The organism is Enterobacter chinensis (assembly GCF_034008295.1).
GTDB lineage: Bacteria > Pseudomonadota > Gammaproteobacteria > Enterobacterales > Enterobacteriaceae > Enterobacter > Enterobacter chinensis.
On sequence record NZ_JARDVI010000006.1, the window covers coordinates 288,705 to 312,650 of the forward strand.

At 56.2% G+C, this 23,946-nt stretch carries 21 protein-coding genes, 1 tRNA gene and 2 pseudogenes; 11 read left to right on the forward strand and 13 right to left on the reverse strand.

The features are described 5' to 3' along the window. Positions 1-22: 22 nt before the first annotated feature. Together PYW49_RS18875 and PYW49_RS18880 are read right to left on the reverse strand one after the other, a co-directional pair. Entirely contained in the window at positions 23-2,158 is a 2,136-nt protein-coding gene (locus PYW49_RS18875) for an autotransporter outer membrane beta-barrel domain-containing protein (RefSeq protein WP_320387206.1), read from the reverse strand. A gap of 79 nt (positions 2,159-2,237) precedes the next feature. Continuing rightward, positions 2,238-2,912 (reverse strand): class I SAM-dependent methyltransferase, encoded by a 675-nt coding sequence (locus PYW49_RS18880; protein WP_320387207.1) that lies wholly within the window; start codon positions 2,910-2,912, stop codon positions 2,238-2,240. 287 nt (positions 2,913-3,199) lie between these two features. Here PYW49_RS18880 and PYW49_RS18885 point away from each other — a divergent pair, with 287 nt between their 5' ends. Further along, the gene (locus PYW49_RS18885) at positions 3,200-3,742 is read left to right on the forward strand and encodes a chorismate mutase (protein ID WP_320387208.1); all 543 of its coding nucleotides are present in this window, start codon (positions 3,200-3,202) and stop codon (positions 3,740-3,742) included. Between the two features lie 45 nt (positions 3,743-3,787). Here the strand turns inward: PYW49_RS18885 and PYW49_RS18890 are convergent, their stop codons facing one another. Next, a complete protein-coding gene (locus PYW49_RS18890) occupies positions 3,788-4,168 on the reverse strand; it encodes a tail fiber domain-containing protein (protein WP_320387209.1) in 381 nt (126 codons plus the stop codon). Between the two features lie 296 nt (positions 4,169-4,464). Between PYW49_RS18890 and PYW49_RS18895 the strand changes: the two genes are divergently transcribed. Both PYW49_RS18895 and mtfA read left to right on the forward strand, forming a co-directional pair. Further along, entirely contained in the window at positions 4,465-4,875 is a 411-nt protein-coding gene (locus PYW49_RS18895; RefSeq protein WP_320387210.1) for a hypothetical protein, read from the forward strand. Between the two features lie 199 nt (positions 4,876-5,074). Next, on the forward strand, positions 5,075-5,866 hold the full coding sequence (mtfA, locus tag PYW49_RS18900) for a DgsA anti-repressor MtfA (RefSeq protein ID WP_320387211.1): 792 nt from the start codon (positions 5,075-5,077) through the stop codon (positions 5,864-5,866). Here mtfA and PYW49_RS18905 read toward each other — a convergent pair. Further along, positions 5,863-7,074, reverse strand: coding sequence for an MFS transporter (locus PYW49_RS18905; protein WP_320387212.1), 1,212 nt, complete (start codon positions 7,072-7,074; stop codon positions 5,863-5,865). The genes mtfA and PYW49_RS18905 overlap by 4 nt on opposite strands. A 138-nt stretch (positions 7,075-7,212) precedes the next feature. Between PYW49_RS18905 and PYW49_RS18910 the strand changes: the two genes are divergently transcribed. The 6 genes from PYW49_RS18910 (at position 7,213) to PYW49_RS18935 (ending at position 15,423) form a co-directional block, all read left to right on the forward strand. Then, complete coding sequence (locus PYW49_RS18910) at positions 7,213-8,955, forward strand: IucA/IucC family protein (protein ID WP_320387213.1); 1,743 nt, start codon at positions 7,213-7,215, stop codon at positions 8,953-8,955. Next, entirely contained in the window at positions 8,955-9,902 is a 948-nt protein-coding gene (locus tag PYW49_RS18915) for a GNAT family N-acetyltransferase (protein ID WP_134347985.1), read from the forward strand. Before PYW49_RS18910 ends, PYW49_RS18915 begins: the two co-directional genes overlap by 1 nt. Next, positions 9,899-11,641: an aerobactin synthase IucC gene (iucC, locus tag PYW49_RS18920; RefSeq protein WP_320387214.1), complete on the forward strand. Its 1,743-nt coding sequence runs from the start codon at positions 9,899-9,901 to the stop codon at positions 11,639-11,641. Before PYW49_RS18915 ends, iucC begins: the two co-directional genes overlap by 4 nt. Beyond that, positions 11,638-12,963, forward strand: coding sequence for a lysine N(6)-hydroxylase/L-ornithine N(5)-oxygenase family protein (locus tag PYW49_RS18925; protein WP_320387215.1), 1,326 nt, complete (start codon positions 11,638-11,640; stop codon positions 12,961-12,963). Before iucC ends, PYW49_RS18925 begins: the two co-directional genes overlap by 4 nt. A gap of 26 nt (positions 12,964-12,989) precedes the next feature. Continuing rightward, complete coding sequence (locus PYW49_RS18930) at positions 12,990-15,179, forward strand: TonB-dependent siderophore receptor (RefSeq protein ID WP_320387216.1); 2,190 nt, start codon at positions 12,990-12,992, stop codon at positions 15,177-15,179. A gap of 168 nt (positions 15,180-15,347) precedes the next feature. Beyond that, a tRNA-Asn gene (locus tag PYW49_RS18935) sits at positions 15,348-15,423 on the forward strand. Between the two features lie 59 nt (positions 15,424-15,482). Here PYW49_RS18935 and PYW49_RS18940 read toward each other — a convergent pair. The 5 genes and pseudogenes from PYW49_RS18940 to PYW49_RS18955 all read right to left on the reverse strand — a co-directional run bounded on the left by PYW49_RS18940 (position 15,483) and on the right by PYW49_RS18955 (position 17,481). Continuing rightward, on the reverse strand, positions 15,483-15,815 hold the full coding sequence (locus PYW49_RS18940; protein ID WP_320387217.1) for a type II toxin-antitoxin system PemK/MazF family toxin: 333 nt from the start codon (positions 15,813-15,815) through the stop codon (positions 15,483-15,485). Further along, positions 15,816-15,962 (reverse strand): annotated as a pseudogene (locus PYW49_RS23440) (AbrB/MazE/SpoVT family DNA-binding domain-containing protein); the annotation flags it as partial. Positions 15,963-16,083: 121 nt separating this feature from the next. Beyond that, the gene (locus PYW49_RS18945; protein ID WP_320387235.1) at positions 16,084-16,644 is read right to left on the reverse strand and encodes a quinone oxidoreductase family protein; all 561 of its coding nucleotides are present in this window, start codon (positions 16,642-16,644) and stop codon (positions 16,084-16,086) included. Between the two features lie 96 nt (positions 16,645-16,740). Continuing rightward, positions 16,741-17,043 (reverse strand): annotated as a pseudogene (locus PYW49_RS18950) (alcohol dehydrogenase catalytic domain-containing protein); the annotation flags it as partial. A gap of 48 nt (positions 17,044-17,091) precedes the next feature. Next, positions 17,092-17,481, reverse strand: coding sequence for a RidA family protein (locus PYW49_RS18955; RefSeq protein WP_320387218.1), 390 nt, complete (start codon positions 17,479-17,481; stop codon positions 17,092-17,094). Between the two features lie 141 nt (positions 17,482-17,622). Here PYW49_RS18955 and PYW49_RS18960 point away from each other — a divergent pair, with 141 nt between their 5' ends. Continuing rightward, complete coding sequence (locus PYW49_RS18960; RefSeq protein ID WP_134347979.1) at positions 17,623-18,552, forward strand: LysR family transcriptional regulator; 930 nt, start codon at positions 17,623-17,625, stop codon at positions 18,550-18,552. 129 nt (positions 18,553-18,681) lie between these two features. On the opposite strand, the gene PYW49_RS18965 is transcribed toward PYW49_RS18960, so the two are convergent. Continuing rightward, entirely contained in the window at positions 18,682-19,575 is an 894-nt protein-coding gene (locus PYW49_RS18965) for a LysR substrate-binding domain-containing protein (protein ID WP_134347978.1), read from the reverse strand. Positions 19,576-19,746: 171 nt separating this feature from the next. Here PYW49_RS18965 and PYW49_RS18970 point away from each other — a divergent pair, with 171 nt between their 5' ends. Then, positions 19,747-20,355, forward strand: coding sequence for a glutathione S-transferase family protein (locus tag PYW49_RS18970; protein WP_134347977.1), 609 nt, complete (start codon positions 19,747-19,749; stop codon positions 20,353-20,355). 41 nt (positions 20,356-20,396) lie between these two features. Here PYW49_RS18970 and PYW49_RS18975 read toward each other — a convergent pair whose 3' ends face one another. The 3 genes from PYW49_RS18975 to PYW49_RS18985 are packed head-to-tail and all read right to left on the reverse strand — an operon-like array spanning position 20,397 to position 23,937. Continuing rightward, on the reverse strand, positions 20,397-20,891 hold the full coding sequence (locus tag PYW49_RS18975) for a flavin reductase family protein (RefSeq protein ID WP_134347976.1): 495 nt from the start codon (positions 20,889-20,891) through the stop codon (positions 20,397-20,399). Further along, the gene (locus tag PYW49_RS18980; RefSeq protein WP_134347975.1) at positions 20,878-22,203 is read right to left on the reverse strand and encodes an aminotransferase class III-fold pyridoxal phosphate-dependent enzyme; all 1,326 of its coding nucleotides are present in this window, start codon (positions 22,201-22,203) and stop codon (positions 20,878-20,880) included. The genes PYW49_RS18975 and PYW49_RS18980 overlap by 14 nt, the downstream gene beginning before the upstream one ends. Before the next feature lie 42 nt (positions 22,204-22,245). Next, positions 22,246-23,937, reverse strand: a complete 1,692-nt coding sequence (locus PYW49_RS18985) for an NAD(P)/FAD-dependent oxidoreductase (RefSeq protein WP_134347974.1) — start codon at positions 23,935-23,937, stop codon at positions 22,246-22,248. Positions 23,938-23,946: the final 9 nt, after the last annotated feature.

A 23,946-nucleotide genomic window follows, 5' to 3' on the forward strand; every position in this document is an offset into this window, starting at 1 on the left:
CCGGTAAAGCATACTGCACGGTTTAGAAATCGACGCGCAGACCCACATTCCCCACTACCGGCGACTCGACGTGCTCGCTTTTCGCGTAGCTCGCATCCAGCCAGACCTGGGTTGATGGCGTAATCATCGCGCTGATACCGCCCGTAAACTTACCGGCCGTGCCGGTGAAATCATTGGTAAAGTCATAGGTCTCGTTAATTCGCGTGCTGCCATTTTTCACCAGCCCCTGGCTCAGCGCCGCCGTCGCATAAGGCATGACCTGCATCTCACCAGCCTCGAGACGGGTGGTCACCCGCAGACCCGCTTGCGCCTGCAGTGAACGTCCATCACCCGTTTCTGCCGTCATCCCGTTGTTCAGTTTGACGTGCTCAGACGGGGTCATCCAGCCGTCGAGACCCGCAAACGGCGTCAGACGCGTGGCATCGCTCAGAGCGATATGACGGCCCGCTTCCAGACCCAGTCCGTATCCCCAGCTGTTCCAGTTTGCACGCGCTGTGCCGCCATCGCTCATGCGGGCGCTCAGCTTGTTGTCAAAATGGTTAATCTGCGCTGAACCGCTGGTGTACCAACCGTTAGCGGAATTCAGCGTGGCATACAGACCGCCGCCGTAGCTGGTGACCCGGCTCTGGCCGCCGCGAGCATGTTTCACCTGGCCGGTTGACTGGCTCAGCCAGGCGCCCGTGGTCAGATCGCCTGCTGCAACGGAGGTCACCTTGTCGCCACCCAGCATCATGCCGTTTTGTTCCAGGCGGTATGCAGAACCCCAGGCACCATCGACATCACTGCGGCCGTGCAGCACGGTACCCCACATGCCGGACTGCGGCTGGGCGCGGGTGTCGTCAAGACGCGAGCGCAGGACGTTAAGTTCATTTTCGTGGATAAACTGCGGGGCGGAAGCCATGGAGAGCATCGCATCGGTCGAGGCAGAGGTTGAGCCCGCCTGGACCAGCTCCCAGTTATTGCCGTTACGCACAAGGGTTTGCTGCCAGGCGCCGACGTCCAGGCGACCGCCATTCAGCGTAAATTCTGCGTCTCCAGCCGCGGAACGCACCAGCGTCAGGGTATCGCTGCTGGTCGTTTCACGCCCCGTGGCGGCCACGTGCAGAGTATGTTTCCCGGTGGCGCTCTCGGTGATATCCAGCAAATCGCCCTGGCCCATCAGCACGTCGGCATTCATCACAAAATGGCCGTTGCCGGAGAGCGTACCGAGCGTCAGTGTGCCGTATTCCTCCCCCGCAGCAAACTTCACCGTTCCGCCCGCCATGGAGAGCGCCTTGATATCGGAATCTGCCGTCATTTCATAGAGGGAGGAATTATCCAGCGACAGGGAATTGACGTTGATCATCGCCCCGGAAAGGTGGCTACCGTTGGCGAGCGCGACGTCAACCACGGCGTTATCTTCGGCACGGATGGTGCCTGCGGCCTGGCTGGCGTTGAGTGACAGGGAGACATCGCTGCCATATTTGGCGATCAGAAGCTCGCCCGTTTCAGAACCGGCGGTGCTGCCATTTCTCAGCTGAATATGTTGAGTTCCACTGTTGGCCATGAACGCAGGGCCTTTTACCGCCCAGACGCTGGAGTCATCAAGACCAACGGTGTTCGTTCCGTTCAGATGTATACCGGACTTATATCCCTTAATAGCGCTACCGATAAACGTGCCGTTAGTACCATTAAAATCAACTGCCCCGCTGTACATTTCGTCGTCATTGGCAATAACGCCATTCTCTACAGCGACCTCACCGTCATACGCCACAAGCTGCTGCGCACGGATTTGCATCGCGACGAGCCGGGCCTCATTCACAATAAGCTGAGTTTCGATTGTTGTATTTCGAAGTTGGGAATCCCCCATCAACGCCGCGAATTTCACGGTTGCATTATCAATGGTCGCCGTACTGGCAGCGTCTAGCATCAGGTAGCCATTAATTTGACCGCCGTCCATGACGAAACGACCGTCAGAAATGGTCACTTGACCGGCAACCGCTCCCTTTGCTGTGAGCGTCGCACCCTTTTCAACCTGATAGTCTTCATTGGCAGGGGAGTTGCCATCAATCAGCGTGTCTTTATCGATGAGGGTGGCAGCAGTGGTTGTGCCGGTCGTGCCAAGGAGTGCAACGAGGATCGCCCGGCGCAGGTAAGAGTAAGGATATAACGATTTCATGAATTGCCTTTTTCATTAGGAATAAACAAAGAGGTGTTCCTCTCTGTTTATTCATCGGTGAAAAGACAATCAGCTGAAATTATTCAGCCAACATCATCTCTTTTTTACGTTCAGCCTTAAAAAGAGCCACCCGCCCTTCAACGACGATCTCCACATGATGAAAATAACGCGTGAGGAGAGAGGCTAATCCCTCTGCGCTGTCGGTTCGGTTAGAAAAGATGCCTTTCTTATTATAAATTTTCATCAGTTTTCGCCCGAACACATTGTGACCCGCCTCGTCACCCAGAATGGTCGCGCCAAATAAACACCCTTCTTTCGTTAACGCCGAACTGGCGTGGGCAATCACCTCAGCTTTATCGCTCATTTCGCCGGGCAGGCAGTGGAGAAGATAAAACATCGACACGGAGTCAAATTGCTCTTGAAGATTTGATGGATAGGGTTCGAATACGTCATGCAATATGGACGCCTTAACCCTGTTTCTGCCCACGCGTGCATTCGCCGCCTCAAGACTTGAGATATTCAAATCGAGCAGCGAAATAGTGCAGGAATCTGGCGTATATGTCAGGTAATATCCGGTTCCGACACCCACATCGAGGTGGTTATTTTTCATGTTATTTCGGAAATGGGGAATAAGATGTCGCTCGGTAGCGCATTTCCAGGCATAGCGGTTGGAAACGCGAAGTACCCACCAGTCATAGAGTTTCAGTGAGAGGGGGGTATAGGCCTTTATACCGTCACGTGTTTTAGTGTTCATAGGATCCTCTGCGCAATCGGTGCAGTAAAGAAGGCCACATTGCGTGACCTTCTTATTGAGAAGTAGAAGGTAATTGGGTGTGACATAAATTACGCCTTCTCATGCTATCAAAAAGTTCATTCTGTTGATATGGCGATATAGTGACTTTATTTATCAGAATTTTTTATTTACTGCCCGAACCTCTGAAATGCTGACAAATACGCTCGTTTATTAACGCTATAAACGATTGCCTGTCATAAACAGGCTGCCATAATAGATCTCCAACTCATATTGTCGGGAGAATAACCGTGCGCTATTTCGCTGTTGTGGTTTCATCAATTTTAATGTGTGGTTCATCTCTGGCCGCCTCCGTGAACGCCGCAACCCTTCCTGAGCTGGCAGAGGCATTAAACACGCGATTCGAGGTGATGAAGGATGTGGCAGGCTATAAGGCTGCGAACCACCTTCCCGTTGAGGATCTACCCAGAGAAAAGAATGTTCTTCTGAAAGCGCAGGACGCCGCCCGCGACGTCATGCTGGATCCGAAGAGTATTGATGCGTTTGTGCAGACACAGATGGCTGTCAGTAAAAACATCCAGTATCGCTATCTTGATCGCTGGCGTTTGCAGCCTGAAAAAGGGTGGCAGCCCCGCCCTCTGGCAGAGGTAAGAGCGCAAATTCTTGACCTGGATAACACCATCCTGAACCTGATTAGCCGTCAAATCATGACCGGTGGCGGATTTGGTGAAGAGCAGGACCGCACGCTGTCCCGCTTGCTGAATGATAAGCAGATATCATCGCTTGAGAAGGCGCAGCTCATCGACGCGCTCGGGAAGATTAAACGTCACTAACTGTCTGCCTGAGCCCGTCATGTTTACGACGGGCTCAGGGATTAATTACTTATTTTTCAATGCACACTGTGCAACATCAGCCTTTAACGCCTTAATTTCATTTTGCTGTTCACGTAAGGCCTCAATCAGCGGGGCAACCAGCTTTTGATAATCGACCTGCTTTTTCCCATCTTCCGTTTTGACCAGTTCCGGGTAGACTTTTTCGACATTCTGCGCGATTAATCCGACATCCTGGCTTTTATTCTCTTTCCAGGTATAAGAAACGCCTTCCAGCTGGAGAATTTTATCCAGGGAGCCTTCGAGAGGACGAATATCTTCTTTCAGATTTTCATCACTGAAAGGACAGCATCTTCCCCCTAGGTCGGCCAGGGCTGACGAGGAAAAGATCAGAGGGATAATTACAAACGCGGCTTTCTTCAACAACATAAACGCTCCATAAATGTGTGTGAGACACTGAATATTCAGGTTATGCATTTAAAAATAAGAGTATCAGCAAGATATTCCCGCGCTGACGATTAAACGGTAGCAATAATTTTCATTTCAAACTACAGGTGTTATTGGACAATAAGCGCTTATTATTGACAGCAATTACAACGAATAATCTATCTCATTGTCCGCCGCATAAAAATATAACCGTTATTCAGTTCTATTCGTTTATTACACATTTGGAACCGCGAAGCATCGCGTAAAATATTGCCCCCATCACACTCACAAGGGTAATCATGAGAACTGTTATTTTGTTGATTGCGGCACTGGGCCTGACGGCGTGCCAGACAAAGAGTGAGCCACCGATTCGGGTAGTGCCGCCGGTCGCCGCCGCAGCACCAGCACCCGTTGAAGAAGACATCGCCCCGGTTACCGCAGTCTCACACGAGGAGAGACTGAATGCGTGTAATCTGAAAATTGATGAACTCAAACACTACGATAAGAAGCGGGCAAACGCGGCACGTTATGCCCTGTCCAGGGCAATGAAAGCGAAAGCAGACACGCAAGCCAGCGCAGCGCATATTTCGCCTGAAGCGCTAAACTATGCCCTGTACCATCAGGATCAGAGTGTCGAGGTGATCTGCACGCAGGTTTCGCAGCGCCTTGACCGACTGATTTTGAATAAGGTCATGAAGACTTCTGCCTGATCCTCTTTTGCACGCATGTGGGATTTTTATCACTGAAAAGAAACAGGATAAGTGCTTGAATAGTGGCAGAGAAAGGTTGGCCTCTCCTGCCATTTCAACATCTCTACCTTTTGTAGTTGCCTTCATGCCGGGTTCTTTGGCATGTTAACGGAACCTGACCTTTCAATTTTGTTCACGTGACGAGTTTGCGAGCAAAGCGATGATTAAGTGGCCCTGGAAATCAAATGACGCTGGTCAACATGTGGCGCTGCCGTGGGATGACGCGCTGGCGATCCCCGTGCTGGCCAACCTCCAGCCGGATGAACAGTCAAAGCTGATTCAGCTGGCGGATCGCTTTTTGCAGCAAAAGCGGCTGGTACCGCTGCAGGGATTTGAGCTGGATGCGCATAAAAGTGCGCGTATCGCCCTGCTGTTCTGCCTGCCGGTGCTTGAGCTCGGCATTGAGTGGCTGGATGGTTTCCACGAAGTGCTGATCTACCCGGCGCCGTTTATCGTTGACGACGAATGGCAGGACGATATCGGCCTGGTGCACAACCAGCGCGTGGTGCAGTCCGGACAAAGCTGGCAGCAAGGGCCGATAATCCTGAACTGGCTAGACATTCAGGACTCGTTTGATGCGTCCGGTTTTAATCTGATTATTCATGAAGTGGCGCATAAGCTGGATACCCGCAACGGCGATCGCGCCAGCGGAGTACCGCTGATCCCGCTTCGCGAGGTAGCCGGATGGGAGCACGATCTGCACGCGGCGATGGATAACATCCAGGACGAAATAGACCTGGTGGGCGAAAGCGCCGCCAGCATTGACGCCTATGCGGCAACCGACCCTGCAGAGTGCTTCGCGGTGCTCTCGGAGTATTTCTTCAGCGCGCCAGAGCTCTTCGCGCCACGTTTCCCGGCGCTGTGGCAGCGTTTCTGCCAGTTTTATCAGCAAGATCCCCTGCAGCGCCTGCGGCAAAATGAGGCGTCTGGCGGCACGTCGTCGATCCATTAAGGCTTTTCATCAGGGGTACGCTCGGTTGACCATACCCCGATGCTCAATGCTAAAAACAGCAACGCCATTCCCCCTGCGGCCACCGTTAAAGACTGTTCACCGTAAAAGCGCGTCACCACCGGCACCAGCAGCGCGCTGACGCCGTAGCCTAACGTGTGGCTGGTGGCGATAACTCCCGCCCCTTTCCCGGTGGTCAGCCGATCGTTCAGCAGCAGCTGGTAGCCCGGCGTGGCCATCGCCGCACCAAGCGACGTGATCACAATCCCCACGTAGAACAGCGCTAAACCAGCGACAGACATCAGCCCAAGCCCTGCGACCATCAAAACCGCCGCGATGCAGAGCAACGTCACCGGGCTGAAATGCTGCGGGCGGACGACCAGGAACTGCGCGGCGAGCGTAGCCAGCGCGGCCAGGCTCAGCAGGAGCGCAACGTGATGGCTGATGTCCCGGGCGTTGCCGTCCAGCAAGGGGCTGAGATGCGGTGACAGGCCAAGCTGCATCAGGCTTACCAGCGCCGCCAACAGCAGCGCCAGCAGCAGGAACGGCAGCATGGAGGCCTGCAGGCGGGTCGCCTGGTGCGCCACCGGCGGCAGCGGCGGGTCAGCGACTTCGCGAAGCACCAGCAGCAGAGCGATAAACGGCGCTACCGCCATCAGCCAGAGCGGTGCCACCGGGTTGACGCTAAGCATCAGCGCCGCCAGTGGTGGGCCAAGCAAACGCCCGCAGCTGAGGCCGGAGCTTATTGTCGCCAGCGCAGCCATTCTTTTCTCCAGCCCCCCACGCTGAATAGCCCACGTCTGGGCCGCAGGCACCAGCCCTGAGACCGTCAGCCCGTAGATCAGACGTGAGAGAATAAGCCCCGCCAGCCCCAGGACGGTATCCAGCCTTCCGGCCGCCATCGCCCAAACCACCAGCGCCATGACGACGAAACTGGCCAGATAGCCGCTTAGCGAAGCCAGCATCACGGCTTTACACCCCCGCCGCTCGCTCTGGCGTCCCCACCAGGGCGAGGCCGGTAAAAAGAGCATGGATCCGAACATCAGCAGCCCGGCCCAGACCGAGAGTGAAAGCCCGGTCAGGGTGACCAGTTGCGGGAGCATCACCAGCAGGCCGTTTTGCCCAATACCTAATAAACCTGCACATAGCGCCAGGGGCCAGTTGGCTTTTGAGGTGACGTTTTCGGTCAATGTTTCTGAGTCAGCGCGCATAAGAATGTGAACATAGTGTCAATAAATGTGTGGAAATCATGAAGTTTATGAAAACAAATATTGCAAAAATGGTTGCGACTGTAAACAGAATGAATATCATAACGAGAATTATTATCAATCATGGAATGAGGTACATCTATGCGTGCTCTGCCCCGCTCTGCCGGTACAGACGTTGCGGCCCAGTGTTTTTTAAACGCCCTGTTGCGCGAAACGAAGGACTGGCGCTATCTCCCCGCTCCCGATGCGCAAGCGCTATCGCACATTCATATCCCGCTTTCCCAGACCCAGGCGATTCGGGTTCCGGTACGTTATTTCTCTCCCACTCAGCATCATCAGTACCGTTTCCCGGCAACGCTTATTCAGAGCAATAGCGATGACGGTGACGCCGTCACTTTCACCCAACTGGTTGATTTACTTCTTGAAAAGCCGTCAGTAAAAGGCTCTTTGGATGCCGCTACGCTGACGCGTTTTAAACAGCGCGTCCTCGAAAGCCATGCGCACACCTGGCAGGCGATTGATTTACGCCACAGCTGGGCCACCCTGCGCGATAAACCGTTAACGTTTGCCGACGCGGAACAGGCGCTGCTGGTCGGCCATGCGTTTCACCCGGCGCCAAAGTCGCACGAGCCGTTTGACGAAACCGAAGCGCGTCGCTATTTACCCGATTTCGCCTCCCGCTTCCCGCTGCGCTGGTTTGCCGTTGAGAGCACGCTTATTGCCGGCGACAGCCTGAACGTCTCCCTGCGTGAACGCCTGCTGCGCTTCGCCGCCCAGAGCGCGCCTGAGCTGCTCGGCCACTTTACCGACACCCGCTGGCTGCTGCCGATGCACCCGTGGCAGGCCGACTATCTGCTGCAGCAGGAGTGGTGCCAGCGCCTGGTGGAAAAAGAGGCCCTGCTTGATCTGGGTGAAGCAGGCGCACAGTGGCTGCCGACCAGCTCCTCGCGCTCGCTGTACAGCGAAACCAACAGCGACATGATTAAGTTTTCCCTCAGCGTGCGCCTGACGAACTCCGTGCGCACGCTGTCGGTGAAAGAGGTTAAGCGCGGTATGCGCCTGGCGCGTCTGGCTAAAACGGCGCGCTGGCAAGAACTCCAGGCACGCTACCCCACCATGCGCGTCATGCAGGAAGACGGCTGGGCGGGGCTGCGTGATGAAAGCGGCACTGTTCAGGAAGAGAGCCTGATGGCCCTGCGCGTCAACCTGCTGTTCGATACGCCAGATACTCAGACCAACGTGCTGGTGAGCCTGACGCAGGCCGCGCCGGACGGCGGTGACAGCCTGCTGGCCGCGGCGGTCCGCCGTCTGAGCCAGCGTCTGGATTTACCGTTAGCTCAGGCTGCGCGCTGCTGGCTGGACGCCTATTGCGACCGCGTGTTACTCCCGCTGTTTAGCGCCGAGGCGGACTACGGGCTGGTGCTGCTGGCGCACCAGCAGAATATCCTCGTTGAGATGCAGCAGGATTTCCCCGTCGGGCTTATCTACCGCGACTGCCAGGGCAGCGCATGGACCGAAGGAGCCGATGCGTGGCTGCAGGAGGCGGGCGAAACGGAGGTGGAAAACCGCTTCGGTGAGAGCCAGCTGCTGCGCTACTTCCCGTACTACCTGCTGCTGAACTCTACCCTTGCCGTCACCGCCGCCCTCGCCGCCGCGGGTTTCGACAGCGAGGAGAGCCTGATGTCCCGGGTGCGCGACGCGCTTGTGGGCCTGCGCCAGACCGCGAAGCAGACCCGCTGCCTCGATTACGTGCTGGACAGCCCAACCTGGAACTGCAAAGGCAACTTCTTCTGCTACCTGCACGATCGCAATGAAAACACCATCGCCGATCCGGCGGTGATCTATTTCGACTTTAGCAACCCGTTTTACAAGGAGAAGGCGTGATGGCAATCGCGAATATCGTCCATTCCGGCTACGGCTTTCGCTGCACCGCCACGGATCGCACGCTGCCGCTGGCGTTGGGTCTCGACGGCAGCGCGGTATTTGAGCGCCTGAACGACATCCCGGACGGCTGGCTGGTCAACGCGCTGGATCAGCTGTTCGTCGCCGCGCCTGCGCTAACCGGCATCACGCTGCCCTGGGCGGCCTGGCAGGATGAACCCCAGGCGCAGGCGCTGTTTAGCCAGGCCCACGGGGATTATCTGGCGCGCGACGCCTTCTGGCAGCTTCCGCTCTGGCTGAGAGGCGAACGGCCGCAGGCCAGCGGCGGAATGCAGTTTGACGAGAGCCGTCAGCTGTACTTCCCGCTGCGCCCTCACCGCCCGCAGGGCGAAGTGTATCGCCGTTACGATCCGCAAATTAAACGTACCCTCAGCTTCCGCGTGGCGGACGTGGCGCTGGACGGCGAGCGATTCACCCGCTGGATGAATAACCCCCGCGTGAACGCTTTCTGGGAGATGGCCGGCCCGCAGGCCGAGCAGGAAAACTACCTGCGCCGTCAGCTCGACTCAACGTATTGCTACCCGGTTATCGGCTGTTTTGACGACCAGCCGTTTGGCTATTTTGAACTCTACTGGGCACCCGAAGACCGCATCGGCCGCCACTATCGCTGGCAGCCGTTTGACCGCGGTCTGCACATGCTGGTCGGGGAAGAAAACTGGCGCGGCGCGCAGTACATCCGCAGCTGGCTGCGCGGCCTGAGCCACTATCTGTATCTCGATGAACCGCGCACGACGCGCATTGTCGCCGAGCCACGTTTCGACAACCAGCGTCTGTTCCGTCACCTTTCCTCTGCCGGTTTTGACACGGTGAAAGAGTTCGATTTCCCGCACAAACGCTCGCGCCTCATCATGAGCCAGCGTCACCGCTTCTTCAGCGAGGTGGGCCTGTGAACGCACTCTGGCAACAAGTGAACCGTGAGATGGTGGCGAAGATCCTCGCCGAACTGGAATACGAACGTACCCTGCGTGCCGAAACCCTGGGCCCGGACCGCTGGCAAATCACCATGGGCAGCGAAACATGGCAGTTTAGCGCCACGCGCGGGATCTGGGGCTGGCTGCATATCGAACCTGCCAGCCTGACGACCACCAGCAGCGCCGCCGTAGAAGCGGAAAGCGCGCTGCTGCAGCTGGCGACGGTGCTGGAGATGAGCGACGCGCAAACGGCAGAGCATATGGAAGATCTCTACGCCACGCTGCGGGGCGATATTCAGCTTTTACAGGCGCGCGAAGCGCTGGATGCCGACGCGCTGATCCACCTCGACCCGGACGAACTGCAGTGTCTGATGAGCGGTCATCCTAAGTTTATTTTCAACAAAGGTCGCCGCGGCTGGGGCCTGAATGCCCTGCGCCAGTACGCGCCTGAGTATCGCGGGCGTTTTCGCCTGCACTGGGTCGCCGTCCAGCGGGAGCATCTGGTCTGGAGCAGCGACGTCGATTGCGATATCAATGCCCTGCTGGCCAGCGCGATGGACAACGCCGAGCGCGCCCGGTTTGACGCCCGCTGGCAGGCGCTGGGTCTCGACGACGGCTGGCTGCCCGTGCCGCTGCACCCGTGGCAGTGGCAGCAGAAGATCGCCATTCATTTCCTTGCGCAGCTGGCGCGCGGTGAGATGGTGGAACTGGGCGAATTTGGCGATGAGTATCTGGCGCAGCAGTCCCTGCGCACGCTCACCAACGCCAGCCGTCGCGCGCCGTTTGACATCAAGCTGCCGCTGACCATCTACAACACTTCCTGCTATCGCGGTATTCCGGGCAAATACATTGCCGCCGGGCCGCTGGCCTCGCGCTGGTTACAGCAGCAGTTCGCCAGCGACGCTACGCTTGCCCGCTGCGGTGCGCAGGTACTGGGTGAGCCCGCTGCCGGGTATCTGTCGCATCCGGGCTATGCCGCATTGCCGAAAGCGCCCTATCGCTATCAGGAAATGTTGGGCGTGATCTGGCGCGAGAACCCGTCTTGTTATCTGCAGGACGGTGAACAGGCGGTGCTGATGGCGGCGCTGATGGAAACCGACAACGCCGGGCGTCCGCTGATCGACGCATGGATCAACCGTTCCGGGTTAAGCGCCGACGCGTGGCTGGAAAAGCTGTTTGAGGCAACGGTGATCCCGTTCTATCACCTGCTCTGCCGCTACGGCGTGGCGCTGATCGCCCACGGGCAGAACGTGACGCTGGTAATGAAGGATTACGTCCCGCAGTGCATCCTGCTGAAGGATTTCCAGGGCGATATGCGCCTGGTGGATGAGGATTTCCCGCAGGCGCAGAGCCTGCCGGAACAGGTGAAGGCCGTCACGGCGCGCCTGAGCGCGGATTACATTATTCACGACCTGCAAACCGGCAACTTTGTGACGGTGCTGCGTTTTATCTCGCGTCTTACCCAGCAAAGCGGGGTCAGCGAAACGCGCTTTTACCAGATCCTGGCCGGGGTACTGCAACGCTATATGGCCGCGCACCCGGATCTGGCGGAACGCTTCGCCAAATTCGATCTCTTCAAGCCGCAGATTATTCGCGTGATCCTCAACCCGGTCAAACTGACCTTCTCCGAACACGACGGCGGCAGCCGCATGCTGCCGAACTATGTCTCCGATCTTGATAACCCCCTTTTTCTGGTCTCCCGGGAGTCAGCGCAATGAAAACCTATGATTTCATCGGCATTGGTATTGGCCCGTTTAACCTCAGCATCGCCGCTCTGGCGGAAGGGCTGGACGGCTTTAGCTCGCTGTTTCTTGAGCGCAAACCGCACTTTTCATGGCACCCGGGGATGATGGTTCCGGACTGCCACATGCAGACCAGCTTCCTGAAGGATCTGGTCAGCGCCGTGGAGCCCACCAACCGCCACAGCTTCCTGAACTACCTGGTGCAGCGCAAAAAGTTCTACCGCTTTCTGACCACCGAGCAGCGCACCGTCTCGCGGGAAGAGTTTGCCGATTACCTGTGCTGGGCGGCGAGCAATCTCACCAATCTGTCATTTAGCCAGCAGGTGCAGCAGGTCAGTTTTGATGAGAAAAGCGGCCTGTTTGAGGTGGTGACCCAGCGCGATCGCTTCCTGGCGCGCCACGTCTGCGTAGGGATTGGCAAACAGATCAATCTGCCCGACTGCGTCACGGTGCAGGACGATACCTGCTTCCACGCCAGCGAGATGATGCTGCGCACGCCGGATCTCGCGGGCAAGCGCGTTACCGTCGTCGGCGGCGGCCAGAGCGGTGCGGACCTGTTTTTAAATATCTTCCGCGGCGAATGGGGCCAGCCGCTGAGCCTGAACTGGGTATCGCGCCGCAATAACTACAACGCGCTGGATGAGGCCGCGTTTGCCAACGAGTACTTCACGCCGGAGTACGTGGACAGTTTTTCCACGCTCGGTGAAGAAGCCCGTCGACAGATGCTGCACGAGCAGAAAATGACCTCTGACGGCATCACCACCGAGTCCCTGCTGGCGATTTACCGCGCCATGTACCACCGCTTTGAAGTGCTGCGTGAAAAGCCCTGGGCCCATCTTATGCCGTCCCGCTCGGTCACGGCGCTTTCGCGCCAGGAGACCGGGCAGCGCCTGAGTATACAGCATCACCTTGACGGGGGCCGTGAGCAGCTGGAAAGCGACGTGGTGATTTTTGCCACTGGCTACCGCGCCGTGCAGCCTGCGTTTCTCGCGCCGCTGTCTCACCGCCTGAAGCTGGATACGGACGAAGCCTTCTGCATCAACAACGATTTCACCCTCGAATGGGACGGCCCGCAGAGCAACCGTCTGTTTGCCGTAAATGCCGGGATGCACCGTCTCGGTATTGCCGAACCCCAGCTCAGCCTGATGGCCTGGCGCGCGGCGCGAATTCTGAATCGCGCGCACGCGGACGAGCCGTTTGAGCTGGCTACCACCCCCGGCGTTATCCACTGGCGGACAACCACCAGCCCGGACAGCAATCCGGTTTTTAAATCATTAGCAAAAACCACCGAGTACTGACACACACAATCAGGATCAACATAACAATGAAACGTTCTCATCTTTGGGTTTTAAACCCTTGCTTGCTTGCCATGCTTTCTACCTCTGCGTGGGCGGAAGAACAAAAGGAAGAAAATATCGTTGTCTCCGCCAGCCGCGCGCACCGCAGCGTGGCGGAGATGGCGCAGACGACCTGGGTCATTGAGCGGGCTGAAATTGAGCAGCAGGTTCAGGGCGGGAAAGAGATTAAAGAGGTGCTCGCACAGCTGATCCCGGGGATGGACGTCAGCAGCCAGGGGCGTACCAACTACGGTATGAACCTGCGCGGCCGTTCGATGATGGTGATGGTGGACGGCGTGCGCCTGAACTCGTCGCGCAGCGACAGCCGCCAGCTGGACTCTATCGATCCGTTCAACATCGACCGCATTGAAGTGATCTCCGGTGCCACCTCGCTCTACGGCGGCGGCAGTACCGGCGGCCTGGTGAACATCGTCACCAAAAAAGGCCAGCCGGACACCGAGGTTGAGTTCCAGACCGGGGCAAAAAGCGGCTTTAACAGCCACAACGATCATGATGAGAACGTTTCAGCGGCGGTCAGCGGCGGCAATGATAACGCCTCCGGGCGTCTGTCGGTGTCGTATCAGCGCTACGGCGGCTGGTACGACGGCAACGGCGACGAGGTGATTATTGATAACACCCAGACCGGCCTACAGTATTCCGACCGTATCGATGTGATGGGGACGGGCACCATCAACATTGACGATCACCAGCAGCTGCAGTTAACCACGCAGTACTACAAGAGCGAATCCGACGGCAAGCATGGGCTGTATCTTGGGAAGAACTTCTCTGCCGTCACGGGGGATGCGAACGCGTACAACAAAGGTAATCTCGATTCTGACCGCGTACCGGGAACCGAGCGCCATCTGATTAACCTGCAGTACTCCAATACTGACTTCTGGGGCCAGGACCTGGTTGCGCAGATTTACTATCGCGACGAGAGCCTGACCTATTATCCGTTCCCTACCCTGACCAAAGGTGTGGTGAGCAGCATCAGTGCGTCTCAGCAGAAAACTGATTTCTACGGCGGCAAGCTGACGCTGAACAGCAAGCCGGTGGACGATTTGACGCTGACCTGGGGTGTGGACGCCGACCATGAAACCTTCGATGCCAACCAGCAGTTCTTCGACCTGAGCAAAGCCGCGGCGAGCGGCGGCATGGAGCTTGACAACGCCTACAACGTGGGCCGTTACCCGGGCTATAGCATCACCAACCTCGCCCCGTTCCTGCAGGCAAGTTACGACATTGACGCCATCACCCTGAGCGGCGGCGTACGTTACCAGTACACCGAAAACAAGGTGGACGACTTTGTCGGTTACGCCCAGCAGCAGGCCATCGCCACCGGGAAAGCCACCTCCGCAGACGCGGTGCCGGGCGGGAAAACCGATTACAACAACTTCCTGTTTAACGCCGGGATCCTTGGCCGCCTGACCGAACAGCAGCAGCTGTGGTTTAACTTCTCCCAGGGCTTCGAAATTCCGGACCTGGCGAAGTACTACGGCTCGGGTACCTATCAGCTCAGCAACGGTCACTATCGCCTGCTGAACAGCGTGAACGTGAACGATTCGAAGCTGGACGGCATTAAGGTCAACGCTTACGAGCTGGGCTGGCGCTATACCGGGGATAACCTGCGCACGCAGGTTGCGGCCTATTACTCGCTCTCGGATAAAACCATCACCATCAACAAGACGGATATGACCATCAACCTCGAGGACGACAAACGTCGTATCTACGGGGTGGAAGGTCAGGTGGACTATTTCTTCACTAACAGCGACTGGAGCACGGGCGCGAACTTTAACGCCATTAAGTCTGAAACCCGCGAGAACGGCAAATGGGAGAAGCTGACGGTAGACAGCGCCAGCCCGTCGAAAGCCAGCGCATGGGTCAACTGGGCGCCGGGCGACTGGACCCTGCGCGTGCAGAGCACGCAGACCTTTGACGTCTCTGACGCCGACGGTAAGAAGATCGACGGCTACAACACGGTCGACTTCCTCGGCAGCTACGCCCTGCCGGTGGGTAAAGTCAGCTTCAGCGTGGAAAACCTGCTGGACAAAGACTACACCACCGCCTGGGGCCAGCGCGCACCGGGGCTGTATAGCCCAACCTACGGCGCACCGGGCCTGTATACCTATAAGGGCCGTGGACGCACGTTTGGTCTGAACTACTCTGTACTGTTCTAACCCTTCGCGCCGCCTGCCTGCGGGCGGCGCATTTTCCTGGGTAATTTCAACGCGAATTTGCTATAAAATCAGCGATTTGCTGAAATTGTCAGCAAACGAACGAAAAGCGTGTTTTCCCCCTTTGACAAGGCGAATCGAGGTCTATAATATGCGCCTCGTTCACACGATTCCTCTGTAGTTCAGTCGGTAGAACGGCGGACTGTTAATCCGTATGTCACTGGTTCGAGTCCAGTCAGAGGAGCCAAATTTAAGAAGCCTGCTTAGGAAACTAAGCGGGCTTTTTGCTTTTCTGCATCTCTGATGTTAACTCAGCATCGCATCCAGCCTGGCAAGCACCTCATTTACAACGGCATCAGGTATGCGTTCCAGCCGCACGCCGTTCCGGGCCGCTATATCAATGGTTCTGGGCTGGTCGCAGCGAATAACGCCCATTGTTTTTGTCCCCGCCCCTTCCAGTGAAACGGTGAAACCTGCTGTACGTGCAAAGTTTCCGCCGCTGGTGACGGGAACCACTACCGGTAGCCGGGTCAGCTTGTTAAACGATGCCTTCGATACGATGAGTGCCGGACGTTTTCCACTTTGCTCGTGGTCAACAATCGAATCCAGTGAAACAAGCCAGATTTCCCCTCTGTCCATTTACAGGATCTCCTTGCCTACCGCAGGCGCATCAATCCACTCCCGATCCTCTTCGCTCATTTCAGCGTGCGGATCGCACTGCGCCAGCAGCTCCTCAAGCGAATAATGTGGCCGTTTCTGGGGTTCAATAATCAGGCATCCATTATCAGAAGGCAGATAATAGAAAACTGTTTTTGCGGTTCAAAGGATTATGGCGGATAGGATAAACGAAATGCGAGGCGGCTTCCGGATCGCATCTGTGTCAGGGCCAGATTGAGGCCCCCCTCTCTCATGGCTTCATAACGATGCGGCCAAGCGGTTTCGCTGTCTCAGCGTATTCATGGGCCGCGGCAGCGTTAGCCAGGGGGAAGATACGGTCAATGACAACCCTGATGCGCCCTGCCGCTACAGCCTGCAACATGTCGTCCACGCTTGTCCGAACGCCAGCCCTTTCAAAAAGGGGTCCCATGAATACCCCCATGAGCGTCTGGTTAGACTGCATTGGCAACCACAGGTCGACGGTCAGACTGCCGCCGCCCGCATTACCGACGAAGACGAGACGTCCTTCCGGAGCGAGTGCAGAAAGCGAAGCAGGCAACGTGGTCCCCACCGGATCGATGACGAGGTCAACGCCGGTACCATGAGTGTACTGTCGGACACTGTCCACGATGTTATTTTCTGTACGATCCACAACATAATCGGCGCCAAGTTCAAGCAACCGGCTTCTTCGCTGCGTTCCGCTTGCCACGGCGATGACCGTTGCGCCTGCCTGTGAGGCAAGCTGAACGGCCGCGAGCCCTACGCCACCAGCAGCGGCCTGAATCAGGACGGTTTCTCCGTGCCGGAGCATGCCGCGTGTGAAAAGGCAATGATGCGCGGTTGCGAAAGAAATCGGTACCGCCGCCGCTTCTGCCATATCCACCCCGTCTGGTATAAGCCAGGTTCGTTCCGCGGGCACAGCCCAACGTTCCGCATGCGATCCCTGCATGTGAAAAGCAGCGACTCTGTCCCCAACCCTACGGCTACGGACTTTCGACCCTACGGCAACCACTGTACCCGCAGCCGCGTAGCCGACAACCCATGAAGGAAGAGGCGGCGGAGTTGAACGGCGGTTGATCAGATCGCCACCTTCAATCGAGATAGCCTCGACAGAAATCAGGATGTCGTCTGGCCCTGTGACCGGATCCGGGATATCGACATATTTCAGGACGTCAGGAGCACCTTCCACGTCATATACCGCTGCTTTCATAAATTTTCCTCTGTTTTATCTTTCGACTGGCGGAAGGACCCGTAACGCTCAGGGCAGCCTGGCAATCACCTTAATCTCAAACTGGAACCCGTAAAGCCACGTCACGCCGATCCCGGTCAACGTCGGGTAAGGCGCTTCCCCCCAATATTCTGGCAGGATACTCCAGATAGCGTCGAGGTTTGACTCGGGATCGACGACAAAGAGAGTAACGTCAACCACGTCACCGAACGTACAGCCCGCAGCCGCGAGGACAGCATTAAGATTATTGAATGCCAGCCTGACCTGCGCTTTCAGATCGGACTCAGGCGAACCATCCTCCCGGCTACCAACCTGCCCCGAAACGAACAAGAAACCGTTAGATTTGATGGCTGGTGAATAGCGATTGCGCTCATAGAGAGCCTGCCGACCGGAGGGGAAAACGGCTTCACGTGCTGTCATGTTTGTACCTTTGTAATGGGGCAAAATCAGCCCGGTGAATATAAAGACACTTTACAGGTGCAGGATCGGGCGGATAAACAAGCGACTTTGTCCATCATTGTTTGTAATATCCAAACAATCGGTGAAAAGAGAGGATAGGGAATGGATCGTTTCGATGCGATGCGCGCCTTTGCTCGCGTGGTGGAGGCAGGTAGCTTCACAAAAGCTGCCCAAACGCTTCATATGAGTAAAACCACGGTGACGCAACTCATTCAGCAGCTGGAAGCTCGCCTGCGCGTCAAATTGCTCCATCGCACCACCCGCAAGCTCGGTGTGACTCCCGATGGCGCGGTCTACTACGAGCGCGTCATCCGCCTGCTGGCGGACATGGAAGATGCTGAAAACTGCCTGTCCAGTGCGGCGATTACGCCCAGAGGACGGCTACGGGTAGATGTGCCCAGTCCGCTGGCCCGCCTCATCCTGGTGCCGGCGCTACCGGCTTTCCACGCACGCTATCCTGATATCCAGTTCGACATGGGCGTGAGCGATCGGGTGGTGGATCTGATCGGCGACAGCGTGGATTGCGTCCTGCGCGGTGGCGAAATCAACGACCAGTCCCTCATCGCTCGCCATGTCGGAGATTTGCAAATCGGCATCTACGTCGCCCCCAGCTATGTGGAACGCCTTGGCGCCCCTGCGCACCCGCGAGAGCTGGAAAACACCGACCATCGCATAGTCGGATTCTTGTCCTCACGCACCGGTAAGATTGACCCTTTGGTACTGCGCAGTGAGAGTGAACATATTGAAATCACGGGAAGCTATGTACTTGCCGTGGATGATGGCAATGCTTACCTCGAAGCCGGGTTAGCCGGGTTGGGCGTGATTGCGCTGCCAGTCTATATGGCAGCGGCACATCAGACTGCCGGCTCTTTAATTCCGTTGTTTACACAATGGCGTATCAGTCCAATGCCCCTGCACCTGGCGTTCCCGCCGAACCGCCATGTCAACGCCAGACTGCGCGTTTTTATTGACTGGATCGTTGAATTGATGCAGCAGCATGTCCCCAACGCCAACATAGCCGTAAAGCTATAGCAGCGATTATCCTGAGAGAACGTGCATGATTCTTGTGTGGTTACGTGAAAGCTGAAGACGTGCAGGAGTATTTCGGTGAATCACCCGTCAGGTGTTCACCGCATTGCGAGCAGTGTCGTAAAAAAGCGTTCAGGACTCCGTGAGCTGACGCCAGGCCGCTACTTCCTCATCCAGCCACTCGACAAAGAGAGCCACCTCCGGTTTCGCCTCCGTTAACTGCGATGTCACCAGCCAGTAAGGCCAGGGATACGGCGCGGTGAAAGGGGTAAGCTGGACCAGTTCGCCCCGGGTGATGGCATCCTGAACCAGAGAACGGCGCTCCAGCGCGATACCTTTACCGAGTCTGACAGACTCAAGGACTAAATTTGAGTCGTTAATGCATAAGCCGCCGGGCACAATATCTTTTTCCAGCCCCGCATTGAAACACCAGGTTTTCCACGACTCCATGGAGAATATGATTTGACTCTTCGCCACCTCAGCCGGCGTCGCCGGGAGTACGCCGCCGTTATAGCCGGGCGCCGCAACAACAATCAGTTCATCTGAAAAAAGATAATGGCAGTCGCTGCCTTCCCAGTTTCCTTTCCCCATGCGTATCGCAATATCTATCCCTTCCTGCTGCATGCTGGTAATCGTCAGGCTGGCCTGGATCCGCAGCGTGATATGCGGATATTTTTCCCGAAATCGTTCCAGACGCGGCAACAGCCAGTGACATCCAAAAGACGGCACCATCGCCAGCGTCAGTTCCAGTATTCTCGGTTTCACCTGCACTAGCCGGGTGGCATCTGCGATATGGTTCAGCGCCTCGCGTACCTGTAACGCGTAGAGCCGCCCCTCTTCATTGATCTGTACCCCTCGCCCATGACGGATAAACAGCTTCACACCCACCATTTCCTCCAGCACTTTAATCTGCTGGCTGATGGCGGAATGGGTAACGTGGAGCTCTTTCGCCGCAAGCGTTACGCTGCCAAGGCGAGCCACAGCTTCAAAACTACGCAAACTTGCGATAGGTGGAAAATCCGACATGAAACCACTCCCTTAATATGCTGAATCTTATAAACGGCAACCGGCCAATATGTCAGTAATACTAACTCAGGCCGTAAGATACTCATGATATTCGCCATAGCGAATTTATTGTAATGTCTGTTTATCATCTTCAATGAAGCGTTTTTTCACCCAGACAGGAAAACAGGAATCATGATAAAGCTGATTGGCATGATGGATTCTCCTTATGTACGTCGCGTGGCGGTCTCCCTGGAACTTTATGGCGTTGCGTTTGAAAGCCAGCCGCTGTCGGTATTCAGCACATTTGAAGAATTTTCCCGGATCAACCCTGCGGTAAAAGCGCCCACGCTGATTCTGGAGAATGGAACGCGTCTGATGGATTCATCGCTGATACTGAATTATTTTGAGTCTCAGGCCGCTCCTGAACGGAGACTGCTGCCCGTGGCGCCGGATGCGCTGGCAAACGATCTCCAGACGCTGGGCTTTATCCTCGCCGCCGCGGAGAAAGCCGTACAAAATGTGTATGAACACAACCTGCGCCCGGCGGAGAAGCAGCACAATCCGTGGATAGAACGTATCACCCTCCAGCTGCTGGCTGCCTGCAAGGAATGGAACACGCTGCTGGAAGCGCGTGCGGATAACGCGGTGGCCGATCAGGTTGCTGTCACCAGCACGGTTATCTGGACATTTATTCAGTCAATGATCCCTCATGTGGTTAACGCCGGTGATTTTAAAACGATTCAGGCGGTTGCCGACGTTTTCGAAAACCAGGCGGCATTTAAGAAGTACCCTTTTAGTTGACGCTTCGCTCGGCGTGTTATGGGGCTTTTCAGCCCCTTTTTTTAGGCTGGAATCGACAGACCGGCGGTGGTTGCATAGCGACCGTTGAAAAAGATGAGCGGCTCACCTTCAGTATGTAACGAATCCACCACCTCACCGATAAATATCCAGTGATCGCCGCCGTCTACCTGACGCCACATCTTGCATTCAAGATGCGCTAGCGCACCGTCAATTAAAGGCAGTTTATAGCCGCTGACCCGATGGTCTACGCGATGAAATTTATCGCTGACGGCACTGGCAAAAATATCGCTAACCTGATGCTGATGGCCCGACAGGACATTTATCGCAAAGGCTTCTGCCTCCAGAAAATGCTGAGCGTACCAGGATTGCTTACGCAGGCTCCAGAGCACCAGAGGGGGTTCCAGGGAAACGGTGTTAAAGCTACTGATAGTTAACCCATGGAAATTGTTACCTTTATCCATCATGGTCACGACACAAACGCCTGTTGCGAATCGACCAAATACGTTCCGTAAGGTTCGGCTATCAAACTGCGCCATATCGTTTCACCTCTGCTAAGCCTGAAGACGCGACCTGCTGTTGCAGCGCGCCGGCAAAAATGGTCAGCCCCTCATCCAGAACGCTGTCTTCAATCGTCAGGGGCATTAAAAAGCGGATGGCATTCGCCTGTTTGCCGCATTTAAGAAGAATAAGGCCCTCACGGGCACAGCTTTTGACTAACCGATCGATAAGCCCGGTCGCCGGCGTTCGCTTTCCGTGCTCCAGCGAAAAAAGCTCCAGCGCAATCATGGCGCCGACCCCGCGTATCTCATAGCCAATCGCCAGTGGGCTGACAATGGACTCTAAGGCTTTGCGCAGACGCTGACCCAGACGCCGGGCTGCGCCCAGCAGATCCGTCTCTTCAAAGAGGTCAAGTACCGCCAGCGCCGCCGCACAGGAAAGCGGATTGCCTGCCCAGGTTCCGCCAAGGCCGCCCGGTGCCACCTGGTTGATAAGCGACTCACGACCAACAACGCCGGAAAGCGGAAGTCCGCCGGCGACTGATTTACCGAACACGATTAAATCGGCGTCAACGCCGGTTTGTTCCATAGCAAAGAACGTCCCCGTGCGGCCTGCGCCAGACTGAACTTCATCTGCGATTAACACGATACCTTCCTGGTCACAGAGTTCACGTAGACCACGCATAAACGCAGGTGGCACGACGTAAAATCCGCCTTCGCCCTGAACGGGTTCGATGACAATGGCAGCCACATCCTGCGGCGCAATGTCGCTCGTTAATATCACTTTGAGGCCAGCCAGCGCCTGAGCAATATCAGGTTCTGTCTCTCCCTGCGGGAAAGGCGCCCGGAAGACCGGGCCGGGCATGATCCCCATCCCCTGGCTGTAGGGCGCAATTTTGCCATTCATCGCCAGCGTCATAAACGTACGCCCGTGATAGGCGCCGCTGAAGACAATCACCCCGCTTCGCCGCGTGGCTGCCCGGGCAACTTTAAGCGCACTTTCCACCGCTTCGGACCCCGTCGTCAGGAGAAAACTGCGTCGGTCAAAATCTCCCGGCATTAGGGCGTTAATACGTTCACACACCGCGATATATGATTCATAAGGGGTGGCGGCAAAACAGCTGTGGGTAAACTGATGCAGCTGGCGCTCCACTGCCGCAATGACTTTAGGATGAAGATGGCCGGTATTCAGCGCGGCAATTCCGCCGGAAAAATCGATGTAGCGTCGATTGTTGACGTCATATATCACCGCATTTTCCGCTCGCTGAATATACACCGGATGCATCTGGTTTATGCCACGGGCGACGGCGCCCTCCCGTCGCTGCAAAAGCTGCTCGACTACAGTATCCATAACGCTCTCCTCAGGGGGCGGCCCGAACGGCCGCCCGTCAGGTTATTGATGACGCGCCTGTTGCAACATGGCATCAGCATGCTGATTTAACTGCTGACGATCGCCATAGCGGTAAGGATCGAGGAAATCGAATCGGACTGGTTTATCTCCACGGTCAAACAAGTGGCCTATGCCGCCAGGCGCGTTATGGGCCCAGTAGAACAGGGAATCGGCAAATTCCTCCGTTGCCCGGGAGAGGTAGCGATTGGTGAAATCTGAGAAATCAATGGGGAAATGCTCGCGGTTGTCAGCAAAAAGCGCATGAAGCGTAGCAATCACCTCTTTTTCAGGGAGGTTACCGGCGCGATAGGCTTCCATTGTTTCACAGGCTTTATCGAAAATAGCCTCATAGAAGGGGCTCTCAATGGAAAGGTGTCCCGGATAGGTTGCGCTTTCAAACTCCTTCTCGAGCCGCTCGTCATCACCGTGCTGCTGGTAGTCACTCAGGATCTTACGCAGACGCAAGACGCCAATGTAGCTGCCGCTAATCCAGATACGGAACCACGCATTCCACAGCGGGAAGCTATCAAATGCGGTGAATGAATTTGCCACCAGCCTGTCGTTAACTTTTACCACTTCCAGGCTGTAATGCTGATAGCTGGCGAAACGCTCTTTTGACCAGTCATCCTGTCTGACGGCATGAACAATTTTAGGTGCGACGCGCAGAATCGATTCGAACGTATTAACTAACCCGCGCGAGAACAGCGGATCGACAAAGCCCACCGCATGGCCTAAAAGACAGTAACGCTCCCCTACGCTTTCGCGGCTGGTGTAATTCAGGCGAGGTGCAACGGTCCATTCACGTACCCGGGCTGCGCTTTCAAAGTGGCGCGCAACGGAGGGGTGCTCATCGAGAAAACGGGTAAACTCTTCTTCCGGATCGCCAGCTGGGCCATGTTTATCGATATCGAACTGCAGGCCGACGCTGCATAAGGTATTGGTCGAATAGGGATGGTTGTTGAAAGGAATAATCCAGAGCCAGCCGCCTTCAAACATGTGATGCAGCGTACTCTGTGAGAGCGGGGTCGGCGAACCGGTCACGTCCGTCGAGGCGATGACGTCTTCATACAGTTTGACTCCCGTCATGTGTGTGAACAACGAACGGGTACGGCTCTGCATCTCACGCGCACCTTCGCGCAGGCCGAACTTATCGGCAACCGGTGAGCGAAAGCCTGCAGCATCCACGACGTACTTGACCTTAATCTGCTCTTTCCCCAGATCCAGCAGCATCCCGTCGCCGGTTTCTTCAATAGACTGGATGCGGGTTTGCTGGCGAATGTCGGCCCCCAGACGCGCGGCCAGCGCCAGGTAATAGGCATCAATATCCTGGCGGAACAGATGCGCTTCCGGAGACAGTACCGGTGTCGACACAACGTCCTGCGGATTATGCGCTTTATTCTTACCGTTCCATGCAAAGCTGAATGCCAGTTTAATACCTGCGCTCGAGGTGCCAATATTCTCCATCAGCGCGTGAATTTCCCCCGGCCATGCCAGCTCAGGAATATTGTACTGGCGAGCCAGAATTTTCAAAAGCACAGCACTTTCCGGCACCATCGATTCCCCCACGGCAAAGCGAGGGTGGGTGCCTGCATCAATAATCACTACGTTTAATTTCTGTTTTGCCAGAATAGCGCCGAGCATGGTTCCTGCAATACCACTCCCGATGATGGCCACATCATAATGACTTTGTTTCATTGCTTTACC